The sequence below is a fragment of the Micromonospora noduli genome (genome assembly GCF_003264365.1).
Classification (GTDB): Bacteria; Actinomycetota; Actinomycetes; order Mycobacteriales; family Micromonosporaceae; genus Micromonospora; species Micromonospora noduli.
This window is the reverse complement of record NZ_PYAK01000033.1, coordinates 51,706-67,965: the sequence shown is the minus strand read 5'-3', so window position 1 is coordinate 67,965 and position 16,260 is coordinate 51,706. Positions and strand designations below refer to the sequence as shown.

General features: G+C 72.1%; 15 protein-coding genes. 7 read left to right on the top strand and 8 right to left on the bottom strand.

The window, feature by feature from the left end; translation table 11 throughout:
* Nucleotides 1–127: 127 nt before the first annotated feature.
* Nucleotides 128–1,210 carry a polyprenyl synthetase family protein gene (locus GUI43_RS22440; RefSeq protein WP_112582775.1) on the top strand — a complete coding sequence of 361 codons (1,083 nt, stop codon included), beginning with the start codon at nt 128–130 and terminating at the stop codon, nt 1,208–1,210.
* A gap of 132 nt (nt 1,211–1,342) precedes the next feature.
* Here GUI43_RS22440 and GUI43_RS22435 read toward each other — a convergent pair whose 3' ends face one another.
* The gene (locus GUI43_RS22435; protein WP_091408069.1) at nt 1,343–1,732 is read right to left on the bottom strand and encodes an Rv2175c family DNA-binding protein; all 390 of its coding nucleotides are present in this window, start codon (nt 1,730–1,732) and stop codon (nt 1,343–1,345) included.
* 188 nt (nt 1,733–1,920) lie between these two features.
* Between GUI43_RS22435 and pknB the strand changes: the two genes are divergently transcribed.
* Both pknB and GUI43_RS22425 read left to right on the top strand, forming a co-directional pair.
* A complete protein-coding gene (pknB, locus tag GUI43_RS22430) occupies nt 1,921–3,909 on the top strand; it encodes a Stk1 family PASTA domain-containing Ser/Thr kinase (protein WP_112699724.1) in 1,989 nt (662 codons plus the stop codon).
* Nucleotides 3,909–4,778, top strand: a complete 870-nt coding sequence (locus GUI43_RS22425) for a deoxyribonuclease IV (RefSeq protein ID WP_112582777.1) — start codon at nt 3,909–3,911, stop codon at nt 4,776–4,778. The genes pknB and GUI43_RS22425 overlap by 1 nt, the downstream gene beginning before the upstream one ends.
* A 109-nt stretch (nt 4,779–4,887) precedes the next feature.
* On the opposite strand, the gene GUI43_RS22420 is transcribed toward GUI43_RS22425, so the two are convergent.
* The 4 genes from GUI43_RS22420 to GUI43_RS22405 form a co-directional block, all read right to left on the bottom strand.
* On the bottom strand, nt 4,888–5,928 hold the full coding sequence (locus GUI43_RS22420; RefSeq protein WP_373861035.1) for a threonine aldolase family protein: 1,041 nt from the start codon (nt 5,926–5,928) through the stop codon (nt 4,888–4,890).
* An 87-nt stretch (nt 5,929–6,015) separates the two neighbouring features.
* Complete coding sequence (locus GUI43_RS22415; protein ID WP_091407607.1) at nt 6,016–7,422, bottom strand: class II 3-deoxy-7-phosphoheptulonate synthase; 1,407 nt, start codon at nt 7,420–7,422, stop codon at nt 6,016–6,018.
* Nucleotides 7,423–7,509: 87 nt separating this feature from the next.
* Nucleotides 7,510–8,016, bottom strand: coding sequence for a nuclear transport factor 2 family protein (locus tag GUI43_RS22410; RefSeq protein ID WP_112601187.1), 507 nt, complete (start codon nt 8,014–8,016; stop codon nt 7,510–7,512).
* A 181-nt stretch (nt 8,017–8,197) separates the two neighbouring features.
* Complete coding sequence (locus tag GUI43_RS22405) at nt 8,198–9,823, bottom strand: glycosyl hydrolase family 18 protein (RefSeq protein ID WP_112601186.1); 1,626 nt, start codon at nt 9,821–9,823, stop codon at nt 8,198–8,200.
* Between the two features lie 167 nt (nt 9,824–9,990).
* Between GUI43_RS22405 and GUI43_RS22400 the strand changes: the two genes are divergently transcribed.
* Nucleotides 9,991–10,482 (top strand): glutathione peroxidase, encoded by a 492-nt coding sequence (locus GUI43_RS22400; RefSeq protein ID WP_112699723.1) that lies wholly within the window; start codon nt 9,991–9,993, stop codon nt 10,480–10,482.
* A gap of 353 nt (nt 10,483–10,835) precedes the next feature.
* Nucleotides 10,836–11,510 carry an NADPH-dependent F420 reductase gene (locus tag GUI43_RS22395; protein ID WP_112582781.1) on the top strand — a complete coding sequence of 225 codons (675 nt, stop codon included), beginning with the start codon at nt 10,836–10,838 and terminating at the stop codon, nt 11,508–11,510.
* A gap of 33 nt (nt 11,511–11,543) precedes the next feature.
* Here GUI43_RS22395 and GUI43_RS22390 read toward each other — a convergent pair whose 3' ends face one another.
* A complete protein-coding gene (locus tag GUI43_RS22390; RefSeq protein WP_112699722.1) occupies nt 11,544–13,145 on the bottom strand; it encodes a glycosyltransferase 87 family protein in 1,602 nt (533 codons plus the stop codon).
* A gap of 132 nt (nt 13,146–13,277) precedes the next feature.
* On the opposite strand from GUI43_RS22390, the gene GUI43_RS22385 reads away from it, so the two are divergent.
* On the top strand, nt 13,278–14,147 hold the full coding sequence (locus GUI43_RS22385; RefSeq protein WP_112699721.1) for a DUF4397 domain-containing protein: 870 nt from the start codon (nt 13,278–13,280) through the stop codon (nt 14,145–14,147).
* Nucleotides 14,144–14,821, top strand: coding sequence for a class F sortase (locus tag GUI43_RS22380; RefSeq protein WP_249037823.1), 678 nt, complete (start codon nt 14,144–14,146; stop codon nt 14,819–14,821). The genes GUI43_RS22385 and GUI43_RS22380 overlap by 4 nt, the downstream gene beginning before the upstream one ends.
* A 192-nt stretch (nt 14,822–15,013) precedes the next feature.
* Here GUI43_RS22380 and GUI43_RS22375 read toward each other — a convergent pair whose 3' ends face one another.
* Nucleotides 15,014–15,364 carry a DUF2203 domain-containing protein gene (locus GUI43_RS22375; RefSeq protein WP_036412622.1) on the bottom strand — a complete coding sequence of 117 codons (351 nt, stop codon included), beginning with the start codon at nt 15,362–15,364 and terminating at the stop codon, nt 15,014–15,016.
* Nucleotides 15,365–15,410: 46 nt separating this feature from the next.
* Nucleotides 15,411–16,229, bottom strand: a complete 819-nt coding sequence (proC, locus tag GUI43_RS22370; protein WP_112699720.1) for a pyrroline-5-carboxylate reductase — start codon at nt 16,227–16,229, stop codon at nt 15,411–15,413.
* Nucleotides 16,230–16,260: the final 31 nt, after the last annotated feature.

Here is a 16,260-nt window from a genome sequence, read left to right as displayed (position 1 = left end):
GGCCACCGGGCCGGGCCGTGCCGCGGCGGCCGGCGCGCGACCGGCCGGGCGGACGGGTCCCGGCCGCACCGGCGGCACTACGCGTGGCGGTGGAGCACGAGCACGGACGACCGGCTAGCGTCGGGGCGTGACCCACGCTGCTCCCGTGTCCCCCGTCGACCGCGCCGGCCTGCGGCAGCGGATCGACAAGGCCCTCACCGAGTTCCTGGCCGGCCAACGGGTCCGGCTCGCCGCCGTGGACGACGCGCTGGGTCCGGTGGCCGAGGCGATCGAGGCGTTCGTGCTCGGCGGCGGCAAGCGGCTGCGTCCCGCATTCGCGTACTGGGGGTTCCGGGGGGCCGGCGGGCTGGACGGCGACCAGGTGCTGACCGCCCTGGCCTCACTGGAGTTCGTCCAGGCCAGCGCCCTGATCCACGACGACCTGATGGACCGTTCCGACACCCGTCGCGGCGAGCCCGCGGTACACCGACGGTTCGCCACCCGGCATCGGGAGGCCGGCTGGGGTGGCGACCCGGACGGTTTCGGCGACGCCGCGGCCATCCTGCTCGGCGACCTGTGCCTGGTCTGGTCCGACGAGCTGCTGCACTCCGCCGGCCTGGACCTGTGGTCGTTGGCCCGGGCCCGGCCGGTCTTCGACGAGATGCGCACCGAGGTCACCGTCGGGCAGTACCTCGACGTGCTCACGCAGGTCACCGGGGACACCTCGGTGGAACGGGCCAGCAAGGTCGCCCGGTACAAGTCCGCGAAGTACACCGTCGAGCGTCCGATGCTGCTCGGCGCCGCGCTGGCCGACGCGCCGGAGGACGTACGGACGGCCTACTCGGCGTACGGGCTGCCGCTGGGCGAGGCGTTCCAGCTCCGCGACGACGTGCTGGGGGTCTTCGGCGACCCGGCGCTGACCGGCAAACCGGCCGGGGACGATCTACGCGAGGGCAAGCGCACCTACCTGGTGGCGGCGGCCGTGGAGGCCACCGACGACGCGGGCCGCGAGCTGCTGCTCGGCCGGCTCGGCGACCCGGAGCTGGACGAGCACGGTGTGGCCCGGCTCCGCGAGGTGATCTCGGGGAGCGGGGCGCTGGCCCGTACCGAACAGCGAATCGTCACACTCACCGACGCCGCCCTGGCCGCCCTGACCGCCGTCGACCTCGACACCGAGGCCCGCCAAGCCCTGGTAGACCTGGCCATAGCCGCAACCCGCCGATCCGACTAACCCACCCTGCCCCCTCCCTCACCCCACCCCCGCCCACCGGGGTTGATCATGAAGTTATTGCCACGACACGCCGAGCGGGCTGGCAATAACTTCATGATCAACCGGGCCGGGGGCCGGGGCCGGGGGCGGGGGTTAGAAGCCTTGGGCTTGGGCTCGGCGTTTCACCTCGCGGGCCTGGTCGCCGGAGAGGGCGGCGGCTGGGGTGGCGCCGGGGAGGGTGTCGTCCGGCTCGTAGAGCCAGCGCAGGACAGCCTCGTCGTCATAGCCGTTGTCGGCGAGCAGATTGAGCACGCCGGGCAGGTGCTTGAGCACGGTCTGGTTGGCAACCAGGTCCGCTGGGATCCGGCGGACGCCGTCGCGGCGGACCGCCAGCAACTCCCGGTCACGGATCATCTGGTGCACCTTGCTGATCGACACGTCGAGGCGTTCGGCGACGTCGGGCAGGGTCAACCAGTCGGCCGGGTCGGTGGGGCCGGCGAGCTCCAGGCCGGGCGCGGCCTGGTCGGGTACGGGTTCGGTCACCCGACCACCCTGCCACGCCGCCGCCGCGACGAGCCACCGGCACCCCGGGCGGCCCATCTGCGTCCTCTTCCTTGAGCGCCGCTGACCAGCGAATAAGGGGTCGGGAACGCGGCGGGACGGACCGGTTCGGCGTACGGCTGTAGCATCCTGTTCATCCTTCACCCCCTGGACACATAGACTGCCTGCCGATGGACACTCAGGTCGCCGACACGTTGCTGGGCTCGCTGATCGACGGGCGCTACCGCATTCGCGGTCGCGTGGCCCGTGGTGGCATGGCGACCGTGTACACCGCCACCGACGAACGCCTTGAGCGCACCGTCGCTGTCAAGATCATTCATCCGACCCAGGCGAGCGAGGCACGGGCCCGGATCACCAACTTCGTGGCCCGGTTCACCGACGAGGCGAAGACCATCGCCCGGCTGACCCACCCGAACGTGGTGGCGGTCTACGACCAGGGCACGCACGCCGGCCTGCCGTACCTGGTGATGGAGTACGTCCGTGGCCGCACGCTGCGTGACGTGCTGGCCGAGCGACGCCGGCTCAACCCGGACGAGGCGCTGGCCATCGCCGAGCAGATGCTCGCGGCGATCGCCGCCGCGCACCGGGCCGGTCTCGTGCACCGCGACGTCAAACCGGAGAACGTGCTGGTCGCGGAGGCGCCGACCGGTGGCGTCGCCAACCTGGTCGACAGCGTCGTGAAGGTGGCCGACTTCGGGCTGGCCCGGGCGGTCGAGGCGAGCGCCGACGAGGAGCAGGGCAACCAACTGATGGCCACCGTGGCGTACGTCGCCCCGGAGCTGGTCACCGAGGGCCGCGCCGATCCGCGCACCGACGTCTACTCGGCCGGCATCGTGCTGTTCGAGATGCTCACCGGCCGGGTGCCGTACGACGGGGACCGCCCGGTGGACGTCGCCTGGCAGCACGTCGACCGGGACGTGCCGACGCCCTCGACGCTGGTGCCGGGCCTGCCGTCGGTCCTCGACGACCTGGTGCAGCGTGCCACCCGGCGTGATCCGGAAGCGCGGCCCGCAGACGCCGGCGCGTTGTTGGCCGAGGTGCAGGTGGCCCGGGATCGTCTGGGCGACGCCAACAGCCACACCGCCGTACTCCGCCCGGTCAGTGGCGAACCGTCGCTCTCCCAGCCGACAATGATGGTCGCGACGGTCCAGCCGCCCAACCGCCCGTCGTGGGCACGACTGCCCGAGGGCGCCAGCAGCCAGGGGCCGGGGCGGCGGCGGGCCGCCCCGGAGCCGGCGGAGGGCCTGGGCGCCCGGCTCGCCGCGCTGCGCAGCACGGTGCTGAGCAACCCCCGTGGCCGGCTGGCCGTCGCGGCCGTGGTCGTGACGCTGGGCCTGGTGGCCGCGCTCGGGGGTTGGTGGTTCGGCGTCGGCCGCTACACGGACGCTCCGCAACTGGTGAGCCTGAGCAAGGCTGAGGCGCAGGCGCGGGCCGACCGCACCGGACTTCTCGTCAAGTACGCTGAGCCGCGCTTCGACGAGAAGGCCCCGAAGGACAGCGTGCTGGAGCAGAGCCCGGCGTCCGCTGCCAAGATCGTCAAGGGTGGCACGATCACCCTGACCCTCTCCCTCGGCCCGGAGCGCTTCCCCGTACCGGACGTGATCGGCAAGGAGTTCGAGCTCGCCGAGGCGGACCTGGTCAATGTGAAGCTGGTGGTGGCCAGGGGCACCGCCCGTTACGACGACAGCCTGCCGGCCGGGGTCGTGGTGGACAGCTCTCCCAAGGTGGGCACCGAGGTCAAACCCGGTGCGAAGGTCACCCTCATTCTGAGCCGGGGCAGGGCGCCGGTGACGGTGCCGAACCTGGTCGGCAAGAGCCTGACCGACGCCCGGACGACCCTGGCCCAGCTCAACCTGGTGCTGAAGGAGACCTACAAGGACTCCGACAAGCCGAGGGACGAGATCCTCGGCCAGAGCCCGGCCGATGGCGCCGGCGTGGAGAAGGGCACCGAGGTCAAGCTGGACGTGAGCAAGGGGCCACCGCTGGTCGCCATGCCGCGGGTGATCGACCTGCCGTGCCAGCAGGCCAAGCAGGCGTTGGAGGGTCAGGGCTTCCCGGTGACGATGGCGATCAACCCGAACGCCGTGGTCCGGATCCAGCTCCCGGGCGAAAATTCGCAGGTGGCGCCCGGCACACCGGTCACACTGACGTGCTTCTGATGCCGACGATCTCCGCGCGGCCGGTGGGCACGCACACTCCGACCTCGGGTGGGCTGGCGAAGGCTGCCCTGCCGTACGCGGACGTGACCGGTGCGCAGGTGGTACAGGTCTACGTCTCCAACTCGCGAGGCTGGGCACTGCCCAACGGCGACCCGGTGCAGGACGCCCTGTTCCGCGACGGTTGCGCCGAGCGGGGCATTCCCGCGTTCATCCACGCCGCGCTGCTGGTCAACCTCGGGTCGCCCACCCCGGCCACTGTCGAGAAGTCGGGCGAGACGCTGGCGCACGCGCTGCGTCGGGGCGTGGCGATCGGCGCGCGAGGGGTGGTGTTCCACGCGGGCAGTTCGGTGGACGAGGGGCACGCCGAGGCGGCGATGCGACAGGTCCGCGAGGTGTTGCTGCCGCTGCTCGACTGGGCTGCCGCCGCTGGCGGGCCGATGTTGCTGGTCGAGCCGAGCGCCGGCGGTGGCCGCTCACTGGCCTCCCGGGTGGAGCAGCTCGGGCCCTACCTGGACGCGGTGGACGGGCACCCCATGCTCGGGGTCTGCTTCGACACCTGCCACGCCTGGGCGGCCGGCCACGACCTGGCGGCCGAGGGCGGCATGACGGCGACCCTGGACACCCTGGTGGCCACTGTCGGCGCGGACCGGCTGCGGCTGGTTCACGCCAACGACTCGAAGGATCTGTGCGGCTCCACCCGGGATCGGCACGAGAACATCGGCAAGGGCAGCATCGGCGAGCCCGCCTTTGCCGAGCTGATGGCGCACCCGGCGACCGCCGGCGTCCCGATCGTCGTGGAAACGCCCACCGAGAAGCACGTGGGCCATGCCGCCGACATCGCCACCCTCACCCGCCTGTCCCACCCCTGACCCAACCTCGTTGATCAAGAGGTTTGCGTCACCCGGCGACCGGAATCTGACGCGAACCTCTTGATCACCGAGGTGAAGCGGAGGGTGGGGCGGGCGGGGTGGGGGGTTTTTAGGCTGCGGCGAGGATGCGGGGTAGGGCTGCCAGGGCGCGGTCGATGTCCGCGTCGCTGAGGCCCAGGTGGGTGACCAGGCGGGCGGTACGGGGGCCGAGCACCGAGATCAGTACGCCCTCGGCCCGCGCCGCGGCGGCCAGGGCCCGCGCGTCCAGGGTGTGCTTGGTGAGGTCCAGCGCGACCAGGTTGGTACGGACCGTGGTGGCCAGCACACCGAACGGCGCGACCGCCTCGGCGAGCCGGGCCGCCTTCGCGTGGTCGTCGGCCAACCGGTCGATGTGCTGAGCGAGCGCGTACCGGCCGGCGGCGGCGAGAATGCCGGCCTGGCGCATGCCCCCGCCCATCCGCTTGCGGATCAACCGGGCACGTTCGATCTTCTCCGCGCTGCCCACCACCAGCGAACCGACCGGCGCGCCGAGGCCCTTGGAGAGGCACACCGACAGCGTGTCGAAGAGCCGGCCGTACTCGATCAGCGGCACCTGGTCGGCGACGTGCGCGTGCCAGATCCGGGCGCCGTCACAGTGCAGCGCGACGCCCGCCTCGTCAGCGACCCCGCGCAGGTCCCGCAGGGTCGCCAGCGGAATCACCCCGCCGCCGCCGCGATTGTGGGTCTGCTCGACGGCGATCGCGCGGGTGGGGACGGCGAAGTAACCGTCCGGCCGGATCATCCCGGCCACCACCTCCGGGTCGATGTCCGCGCCCACCGCGGGCCAGGTCCGCGAGGAGATCCCGCCGTACGCGGCCGCGGCGCCGATCTCGTACGTGACCACGTGCGCGTCGGCGTCGCAGAGCAACTCCTCGGCGGGCGACACCAGCAGTTGCAGGGCGATCTGGTTCGCCATCGAACCACTCGGGGCGAACAGCGCCGCCTCGTGCCCGAACAACGCGGCGACCTCGGCCTCCAGCGCGTTGACGCTCGGGTCCTCGCCGTAGACGTCGTCACCGACCTCAGCGGCGGCCATCGCCTCCCGCATCCCGGCGGTGGGTCGGGTCACCGTGTCGGACCGCAGGTCCACGAACAGATCAGGCACTGTCATCCTTTCAACTGCCGACTGCGGGCTCGCAAGCTCACCCTCGCGTCAGCCATGGTCATCCTCTGACTTGCCGACTGCGGGCTCGCAAGCTCAGCCACGCAGCATTTCCGCTACGAGGAAGGCCAACTCCAACGACTGCTGAGTGTTCAGTCGCGGGTCACAGGCGGTCTCGTACCGGTCGGGCAGGTCGAGATCCTCGATCCCCTGGGCGCCGCCGAGGCACTCGGTGACGTCCTCGCCGGTCAACTCGACGTGCAGGCCGCCGGGGTGGGTGTCCAGCCCCCGGTGCACCTCGAAGTAGCCGAGCACCTCGTCGACGATGCGGTCGAAGTGCCGGGTCTTGTAGCCGTTGGACGACTCGTGCGTGTTGCCGTGCATCGGGTCGCACTGCCAGACCACCTTGGCTCCGGCGGCGGTGACCTTGGCGACGATCGGCGGCAGCGCGTCGCGTACCCGGTGGTTGCCCATCCGGCTGATCAGGGTGAGCCGACCGGGGATGTTGTCCGGGTTGAGCTTCTCGCACAACTCGATCGCCTCGTCCGGGGAGGTGGTCGGGCCGAGCTTGACCCCGATCGGGTTGGCGATCCGGGAGATGAAGTCGATGTGCGCCCCGCTGATCTGCCGGGTGCGCTCGCCGATCCAGAGGAAGTGCCCGGAGAGCCCGTACGCCCGACGGTCGGAGACCCGGGTGAGCGCCCGGTCGTACTCCAGCGCCAGGGCCTCGTGGGAACAGTAGAGCGTGACGGTACGCAGCGCCTCGTCGTCGGTCATGCCGCAGGCCCGGATGAAGGCCAGCGCCCGGTCGATCTCCCGGGCGATCGCCTCGTAACGCTCCCCCGCCGGGGAGTTCTTCACGAAGCCCTTGTTCCAGTCGTGCACGGCGTGCAGGTCGGCGAGCCCGCCGGCGAGGTACGCCCGGAGCATGTTCATCGCCGCCGCCGAGTTCGCGTACGCGCGGATCATGCGCTGTGGGTCGGCGACCCGGGCGGCCGGGTCGGCCTCCAGCGAGTTGATCATGTCGCCGCGGTACGCGGGCAGGCCGCGGGCGTCGGTCGGCAGCGAGCGGGGCTTCGTGTACTGCCCGGCGACCCGGGCGACCTTGACCACCGGCAGCGACGCGCCGTAGGTGAGCACGATCGCCATCTGGAGCAGGGTGCGGGCGTTGGCCAGCAGGTGGCTCTCGGTGTTGTCCACGAACGTCTCGGCGCAGTCACCACCCTGCAGCAGGAACGCCTTGCCCTCGCAGACCAGGGCGAGCTTCTGCCGGAGCTGGTCCACCTCGTAGGGCGCGACGACCGACGGCACGGTGTCGAGGACCTTGCAGACCGCGGCCACGGCAGCCGGGTCGGACCACGGCGGGACCTGCTCACGGGGCAGCTCCCGCCATCGGTCCAGACCGAGTGCGGCGTCCTCGGCGGAGTCGATGGTCGGTCGGCTGGTCTGCAGGCCCGGGCTGCCCACCGCGGGATGGCTCAGCTGATGCCACTCATGGCGCATGACAGAAAGCGTACGGCGACGGTCGGGGTGGCCGGGCGGCGAGGGGGACGGTTCCGGCAGATGGGAGATCAATCTGCCGGGCGCTGGTCAGGACGCGGGGGTGGGGGCGACGCCGGTCGGCGTCGGGGCGGCCGGCCCACCCGGCGCCTCGCCGGCGATGCACCAGTCGCTTCCGTCCCGGGTTACGGTGAAGACCAACGGCCGGACGACGGTGCGCTTGCCCGCGGTGACCGAGACCGAGACGCTGACCTCCTGCCCGCGCGGACCGGGCCGGATGTCCGTGATGGCGGCCTCCGGCACCTGGAAGTGGTCGGCGAAGTCACCGTTGGGGCCGGTGGCGCCCAGGTCGAAGCCGTCGTGCAGCAGAGCGCAGAGCTGGCTGCGGCCGGCGGCGACGTCCTTGGCCGCCATCGCGTCGAGGTACGCCTGCACGCGCTCCCGGGAGCGGGTGGCGGCCTCCTCGGCGGGGGCTCGGGCCGGCTTGGCGGCGGACTTCTCCTCGTCCTCGCCGCCGATCCCGCAACCGACCAGGGCAACCGGCAGCAGCATCAGCCCGGCAGCGGCCGCCGCCAGCCTGCGGTGGGTCGGGCGCATGATCACCTCCGTCAGCGGTGAGATCGAGACGTGCCGAGCCGCGAGTCTGCCACATTCGGCCGACCGAACCCAACGGCGGCGGCCCGGCCGACGCTGGGCGTCGACCGGGCCGGTGTGTCACGGGCGGGAAGGGACGGTGCGGGCCCCTTCCCGCCGTGTGGGTGGTGCGTCGGCCCTCGGCTCAGCCGAGACCGCCCTTGATGGCGCCGATGAGCTCGCCGTTGCTCGTGTCACCGGAGAGCTCCCAGAAGAACGCGCCACCGAGGCCCTGGTTGTTCGCGTACGTCATCTTGCCGTTGATGGTCGACGGGGTGTCGTAGCTCCACCAGTTGCTGCCGCACTTGGCGTACGCGGTACCGGCGATCGTGCCGGTGGCCGGGCAGGTGTTCTTGAGGACCTTGTAGTCCTCGATGCCAGCCTCGTAGGTGCCCGGCGCCGCGCCGGTGGCGCTGCCACCCGGAGCGGCCTGGGTGACACCGGTCCAGCCCCGACCGTAGAAGCCGATGCCGAGCAGCAGCTTGTTGGCCGGGACGCCCTTGCTCTTGAGCTTCTGGATCGCCGCGTCGGAGTTGAAGCCCTGCTGCGGGATGCCGGTGTACGAGGTGAGCGGGGAGTGCGGTGCCGTCGGACCCTGGGCGGCGAACGCCCCGAAGTAGTCGTAGGTCATCGGCATCAGCCAGTTGAGGTTGCCGATGGCGCCGGCGTAGTCGGTGGCGTCGATCTTGCCGCCGTTGCTGCCGTCCGCGGTGATGGCGGCGGTGACCAGGGCGCTGGACCCGAACTTCGACCGCAGCGCGCTGATCACGTTCTTGAACGCGTTCGGGCCGCTGGTGTCACAGGTCAGACCGCAGGCGTTCGGGTACTCCCAGTCGACGTCGATGCCGTCGAAGACGTCCGCCCAGCGCGGGTCCTCGACCAGGTTGTAGCAGCTCTCGGCGAACGCGGCCGGGTTCTGTGCGGCCTGGGTGAAGCCGCCGGACCAGGTCCAGCCGCCGAACGACCAGATCACCTTGAGGTGGGGGTTCATCTGCTTGAGCTTGCGCAGCTGGTTGAAGCTGCCGCGCAGCGGCTGGTCCCAGGTGTCGGCGACGCCGTCCACGCTGTCCGCCGCGGTGTACGCCTTCTCGTAGTCGGCGTAGCTGTCGCCGATGGAACAGCGGCCACCGGTGGTGTTGCCGAAGGCGTACAGGATGTGGGTCAGCTTGGCGGCCGAGCCGCTCGTCTGGATGTTCTTGACGTGGTAGTTGCGCCCGTAGACGCCCCACTCGGCGAAGTAGCCGACAACCTTCTTGCCACCGGGGTTCGGCGGGTTGGTGGTCGGCGGCGGCGTGGTGGGCGGAGGCGTTGTGGGCGGCGTCGTCGTCGGTGGGGTGGTGGTCGGTGGGGTGGTGGTCGGCGGGGTCGTCCCGCCGCCGCACGCGGCACCGTTGATGGTGCAGTTCAGCGGTGCCTTGTAGGCGCCGCTGCCGTTGTAGCCCCAGCTGAACGAGGCGCCGGGGGCGATGCCGCCGGCCCAGCTCTTCTTGACCGCGACGTAGTGGTTGCCGCTGCTGGTGACGTCGGCGTCCCACGCGCTGCTGATGGTGGTGCCCGACGGCAGGTCGAATTCGATGCGCCAGGTGGTGACAGTGGCGCTGGAGCCGTTGGTGACGGTCACCCTCGTCTCGTGACCGGTCCCCCAGTCCTGCGCCTTGGTGAAGGTGGTGGTGACCGTGCCGGCGCCGAACGCGGTGGTGACCGGCACCGCTGCGACGGTCACGGCGACCACGGCACCGGCCCAGAGGGCCCGGCGGAGCGATCTTTTCATGAGGCGTCTCCCGAACTGTTAGGAAACTTTCCAAAAGAGATGGTGAGACGGTACTCACGGCGTCATCAGTTCGTCAAGATGCGCATGTTTCGATTTCTCCTGGTGCACGGAGTGCGTACGCTGCGCCCACCCCGGGTCGACACCCGACCGGCGCGTAGCCTCGGCCCATGACCGTCTTCGACATCCCGATCGACGCCCTCAACGGCGGCCCCGCCGACCTGGCCCGCTACCGCGGCAGGGCGTTGCTGATCGTCAACGTGGCCTCCCGCTGCGGCCTCACCCCGCAGTACGCGGGCCTCCAGACGCTCGCCGACTCCTACGCCGACCAGGGCCTCGTGGTGCTCGGCGTGCCGTGCAACCAGTTCGCCGGGCAGGAGCCGGGCAGCGCCGCCGAGATCAGCGACTTCTGCCAGGTCAACTACGGGGTCACCTTCCCGCTGACCGAGAAGGTCGACGTCAACGGCCCCGACCGGCACCCGCTCTACGCCGCGCTCGTGAACACCCCGGACGCCGACGGGCACACCGGTGACGTGCGTTGGAACTTCGAGAAGTTCCTGGTGGCCCCGGACGGCTCGGTCGCCGCCCGCTTCGCCCCCACTGTCGAGCCCGGCTCCGACGACCTGCGCGCAGCCATCGAAAAGACCCTCCCCACCCCCTGACACCCCGGCGGCACTCCACGTCACCGCCTTGATCGCGCTCGAGCGTGGATGTAGTGGCCTCCCGGCCTTCGCATGCCACCACATCCCGGATCGAGCGCGATCTTGCCGGGCCGGCACTGCGGGGCAGCCGGGCGGTCCACGCGTCCACCCCGGAGAGTGGCACGTCCCCGGAGAGCCGGTCGGCGACCAGCATGGGCAGTACGTTGTGCAGGACGGGCTCGCGGCGCCAGCCAGGCACCCGCCGGGACGGCGAAGGTCGCGAGCAGCCGGATCAGCCGCCCGGCGACGGACAACCGAGTAACCCACCAGCCTGGTCGGGAATGCGTCGCGGGTGGACGGAGTTGGGAACGAGCATGACAACTGTGGGACTGATCGGCAGTGGCAACATCGGCGGCACCGTGGCCCGGCTGGCCGTTGACGCCGGCTACGACGTGGTGCTGAGCAACTCGCGGGGCCCGGAGACCCTCACCGACCTGGTGGAGACCCTGGGCGAGCACGCCAGCGCCGGCACCACGCAGGACGCGGCGCAGGTCGGTGACCTGGTGGTGGTCAGTGTGCCGCTGAAGGCGTACCGCGCGGTGCCCGTGGAACCGCTGGCCGGCAAGGTCGTCATCGACACCAACAACTACTACCCGCAGCGCGACGGCACCTTCCCGGAGCTGGACTCCGGCGAGACCACCAGCAGCGAGTTGCTCCAGCGACACCTGCCGGACTCGCGCGTGGTCAAGGTCTTCAACAACATCTACTTCAAGGGCCTGGCCGCGCTCCCCCGGCCGTCCGGCGCGGCCGACCGCAGCGCCCTCGCGATCGCCGGTGACGACGCCGCCGCGAAGGCCGAGGTGACCGCCTTCCTGGACCGGATCGGCTACGACGCGGTGGACGTCGGCCCGCTGGCCGAGGGGTGGCGCTACCAGCCGGACACCCCGGCGTACGGCACGCTCTACTCCGCCAGCCCGACGGACTGGGAGCACCCGGCCCCAGGCGACGCCGCGAAGCTGCGCGCCGCCCTGGCCGCCGCCACCCGCTGAGCAACGCCAGCCCGCCGCCCTCCCCGCGACCGCCTACCGGGTGGTCGTGCGGAGGGCGGCGGCGAGTTCGTCGTCGTAGCTGGCGATCGGCTGCCCGTCCGCGGCGTACGCGACGAGCCGACCGTGGGCCATCGTCGCCGACCGGAACGAGAAGGTACGCGAACCCGGGTACGGGGCGAGCAGCGGAATGGCCCGGGGTGCCCCACCCGGGGCGGAGTAGTACTCCAGGCGGGTCACCTGCGGGGAGACCACGCCGTTGACCCGGACCTTGGTCTTCTCGGCGCGGGTGCCGAAGGTGACCGGCGCGTCGGTGGCGTATTCGGCGCATTCGGCCGGGCCACGGCAGACGAAGAAGTATCGCGGGTTGACCACGTCGTCGAGCGTGTACGCCTTGAAGGTGGGGTCGGCTCCGGCCGGCAGCGGCTGCACGGCGAAGAACGCGAGCGCCACCGAGGCCATGACGCCCACCCGCAGCCAGGCACGGCCGGCGGCCGGTCGTCTGCTCGTGCGCTGGGCGGCGACGGCGACACCGCCGAAGCCGACGAGGCACAGGAGGCACACCCCGACGGCACGGGCGTTCTCGAAGAGGAACTGCACCCCCGGCCGCGTCGAGACCGGGCTGAGCACCGCGCCCAGTGAGACGACCATGGCGGCGAGCAGTGCCGCGCCGGCGGCCCGTTGGGTGACGCCGGACGCGCCGATCAGCAGCATCGCGGCGAGCACCGGCCACACCTGGTGGTGGGTCCAGGACACCGGGGACGCGGCCACTGTGGCGCAGCCGACGAGCACGGCGGCGTGCCCGGGGCGGCCCTGCCGCGTCAGCTGCCGGGCCCGAAGCAGCGCCGCCACGCAGATCAGTGCCACCATGGCGGCCCAGAGCACTGGCAGCGCCGTCTCGTCGACGCCGACGCGCAGCAACATTCCGTGCACTGACTGGTTGCCCAACGAGGACAGATTGCCGATGCGGGAGGTCTGTCGCACGGTCTCGGTCCAGTAGGCCCAGCTCTCCCGGGGCAGCACGACCGCGGCGAGGCCCGCGCAGGCCACGAAGGTGGCCGCCGACCGGCCGGCGTCCCGGTAGCGCCCGACGGCGAGGAAGTAGACAACGAACAGCAGCGGGGTGAGCTTGATCGCCGCGGCCACCCCGACCAGCGTCCCGCGCACTCGGGGTGGGACGACGCCCAGCCCGTCGAGCAGGGCCATCAGCACGATGAAGATGCTGACCTGCCCGAAGCGTAGGTTGCTCTGCACCGGCGCGGAGAGCATCAGCACGGTGGCCGCCAGCGCCACGACGAGCGGGCGCCGGGACTGTCGGGTGGTCAGCGCGACACCCACCGACCCGGCGATGGCGACGACCGCCGCGCATGTCGCGACCAGCCAGATCCCCTGGAGTACGCCCTCGCTGACGGCGGTGATCGGCCACAACGCGAGAGCGGCGAACGGTGGATAGGTGAACGGACCGCCGTTCTCCGCGACATATCCGTACAGCGGCTTGCCGGCGCGCAGATCGGACAGCGCACCGTAGTAGATGTGCAGGTCGGAGAGGCGATCCGGACGGCGCAGGACGAGCACACAGGACACCAGCGCGACGACGACGAAGGCCGCCCACGCCAGCGCCACCCGGCGATCCCGCATCGCCCGAGAATAGGCGACCGGTAACGACAGCCGACAAAAACATCGCTGTGGCAACTTGCGCCGCAGTCCTGTTCACGGGACCCTGTTTCTCTGGGTTGCCGCCCGCTCACCGAACGTGCCTCCGGAGGCGACATGCACACGCTCCGTACCGTGCCCCGCCGGCTGTTGGCCGGCTCCGGCGCGCTCCTGCTCGGCACCGCCCTCGCCGCCGCCGCCATTCCTGTTCCGGCGAACGCCGCGACCGGCGCGGACACCGTCGGTTACGTCCGGCTCGCGCACCTCTCCCCGGACACCCCTGCGGTGGACGTCTACCTTGCCGCACCGGGCGCGGCGAAGCCGCAGGTCTTCCCCGGGGTCGGTTACGGCGTGGTCTCCGACTACCTCGAACTCACCCCGGGCCGGTACGCGGTGGCCATGCGCGAGGCCGGCGCCCCCGCCAGCGACCCCCCGGTGCTCACCACCGAGGTCGCGGTGACCAGCGGCGACGCCTTCACGGTGGCCGGCGTCGGCCGGCACGCCGACCTCGGCCTGCGGGTGCTCAACGACGATCTCAGCGCGCCCACCGACGGCCGCGCCAAGGTGCGGGTCATCCAGGCGTCGGTGCGGACCCCGGTGCTCGACGTGGCCGCCGCCGACGGTCCGATGATCGCCGACGGGGTGCAGTTCGCCACCACTACCGACTACCAGCAGGTCGAGCCGGGCAGTTGGCGGCTGAAGCTGACGGGTGCCGGCGGGCCCAGCACCGACGCCGAGGTGCGGCTCACCGGCGGCGCGGTCTACTCGCTGCTGGTGCTCGACGCGAAACAGGGCGGGCTCACCGCAGAACTGCGCCGCGACGCCGAGGGCGGCACCGTCGTCCCTGCCGGCGGGGTGGACACCGGCGCCGGTGGCACCGCCGGGGCCGGGCTCGACGCGTACCCAGTGGTGGCCGGCGGTCTGGCCGCGGCGGCCGGTGCGGCGGCCCTGCTGCTCTGGCGTCGGCGGCGGCGCACCACCTGGTGAGCGCCGGGCCGGACCCGTCGATCCGGCGGCACCGTGACCGCCGGATACCGCTGGCCGCGCTGGTCGCGGCCGGCGCTGCGGTCTGCCTGGCCGCCGGCACCGGGGTCGGCCTGGCCACCACCGGACCGCCACCGCCAGCGGCGAGCTGGCACCCCGGCTGCGGCGACGACTGCCCGTCGGTGGCCGCCGCGCCCACGCCACACGGTCCACCCACGCGGGTACGCGTACCGCGCATCGACGTCGACTCACCGCTCACCGTGCTGGGTCTGGACCGCGCCGGCGTGCTGATCCCGCCGACCGACTTCCACGCCGCTGGCTGGTACGGCGGCGGCCCGGCCCCGGGCGACACCGGCCCGGCCGTACTCGCCGGGCACCTGGACTCACGACGCGGCCCGGCCGTCTTCGCCCGGCTCGGCGAGCTACGGCCCGGCGACCTGGTGGAGGTGTGGCGCGGCGGGCAGCGGCTGCCGTTCCGGGTGACCGGGTCGCTGCGTACCCGCAAGGACCAGTTTCCGACCGCCGTGGTCTACGGCCCGACGCCCGGGGCGGAGCTGCGCCTGGTCACCTGCGGGGGCGACTTCGACCGGCGGCGGGGCCACTACGTCGACAACGTGGTGGTGTTCGCGGTGACCGAGGTCCCTGGCCCGGTCCTGCCGACGTCCGCGGCAGGCTGAGCCGGCCACCCTTGATCCACTCGGGTTCCCGGAAGTCGGGGCATCCGCCGCGCTCGGATACCGCGATTTCCATGAACCCGAGTGGATCAAGCGGGTGGGGGCGCAAGAAGGCGCGGGGCCCGGGCTGCACGGGCGGAGACGCGCGGAGAGGCGCGGGGCGGGCGCGGAGCGCGAGGCGCGGAACGCGGGGGGTCAGAGGGGGCGGCGGCCGGCGAAGCCGCACTCGGCCCGGTGGTACCAACGCACGTCGGAGTCGCCCTCCAGCCAGCACCAGAGCACGGCGCGGCCGGCCCGCTCGCCGGGGAAGTCGAGCAGCACCGGGGCGATGCCCTTGACCTGGATGTCGTGCTGGTGCAGCTCGTCGACGACGGCGTGCAGCCGGGCCTCGAGCGCCTTGACCTCGGCCAGCCCGCCGAGCGCGCTCACGCCGTGGTCGGCCAGGTCGGCGCGCAACTCGGCCAGGTCGGCCCGGACCCGGATCAACTCGTCGACGCGCGGTTGCAGGGTGGCCACCAGGTGCCGGGCCTGGGCGAGTGTGAACACCGGGCCAGTATGCGGCACGCACGGCCCCGCGACGCGCCCCGACCGTTCAGTCGGCCTGTGCCGCCAGCTCGCGGGCGCGATCCCGGGCGGCCTCCAGCGCGGCGAGCATCGCCGCGCGTACGCCGTGCTTCTCCAGCTCACGGATCGCGGAGATGGTGGTACCGGCCGGTGAGGTGACCGCCTCGCGCAGCTTGACCGGGTGCTCGCCGGAGTCGCGCAGCATCACCGCCGACCCGATCGCGGTCTGCACGATCAGCTCGTGCGCCACCTGACGGGGCAGCCCGAGCAGGATCCCCGCGTCGATCATGGCTTCGACCAGCAGGTAGAAGTAGGCCGGGCCGGAGCCGGAGAGCGCGGTGACCGCGTCCTGCTGCGACTCGGGCACCCGGATCGTCTGGCCGAGCGGCTTGAACATCTCCTCGGCCAACGTCAGGTGCGCCCCGGTGGCGTACGCGCCGGCGGAGATCGCGGTCATCGCCTCGTCGACCAGCGCCGGGGTGTTGGTCATCACCCGCACCACCGGGGTGCCCTCGGGCAACCGGCGGCTGAAGAAGCTGGTGGGCAGACCGGCGCAGAGCGAGATGACGAGCTTGTCGGCCGGCACCTTGGGGCCGATCTCGTCGAGGAGCGCGGCGGCGTCCTGCGGTTTGACCGAGACCGCGAGCACCGCGGCCTCGTCCACCGCAGTCAGGTTGTCGACCATCCGTACGCCGTACCGGGCGGTCAACTCCTCGGCGCGAGCGGGTCGGCGGGCGGTGGCCAGCAGCCGGTCCACCGGCCACCCCGAGCGCAGCAGCCCGGAGAGCATCAGCTCACCGATCTTGCCCGCGCCGATCACCGCGACCGTGTGCACTCCGGCGGACATGTCGGCCCGTACCCCCTCGAATTGGTCGCGG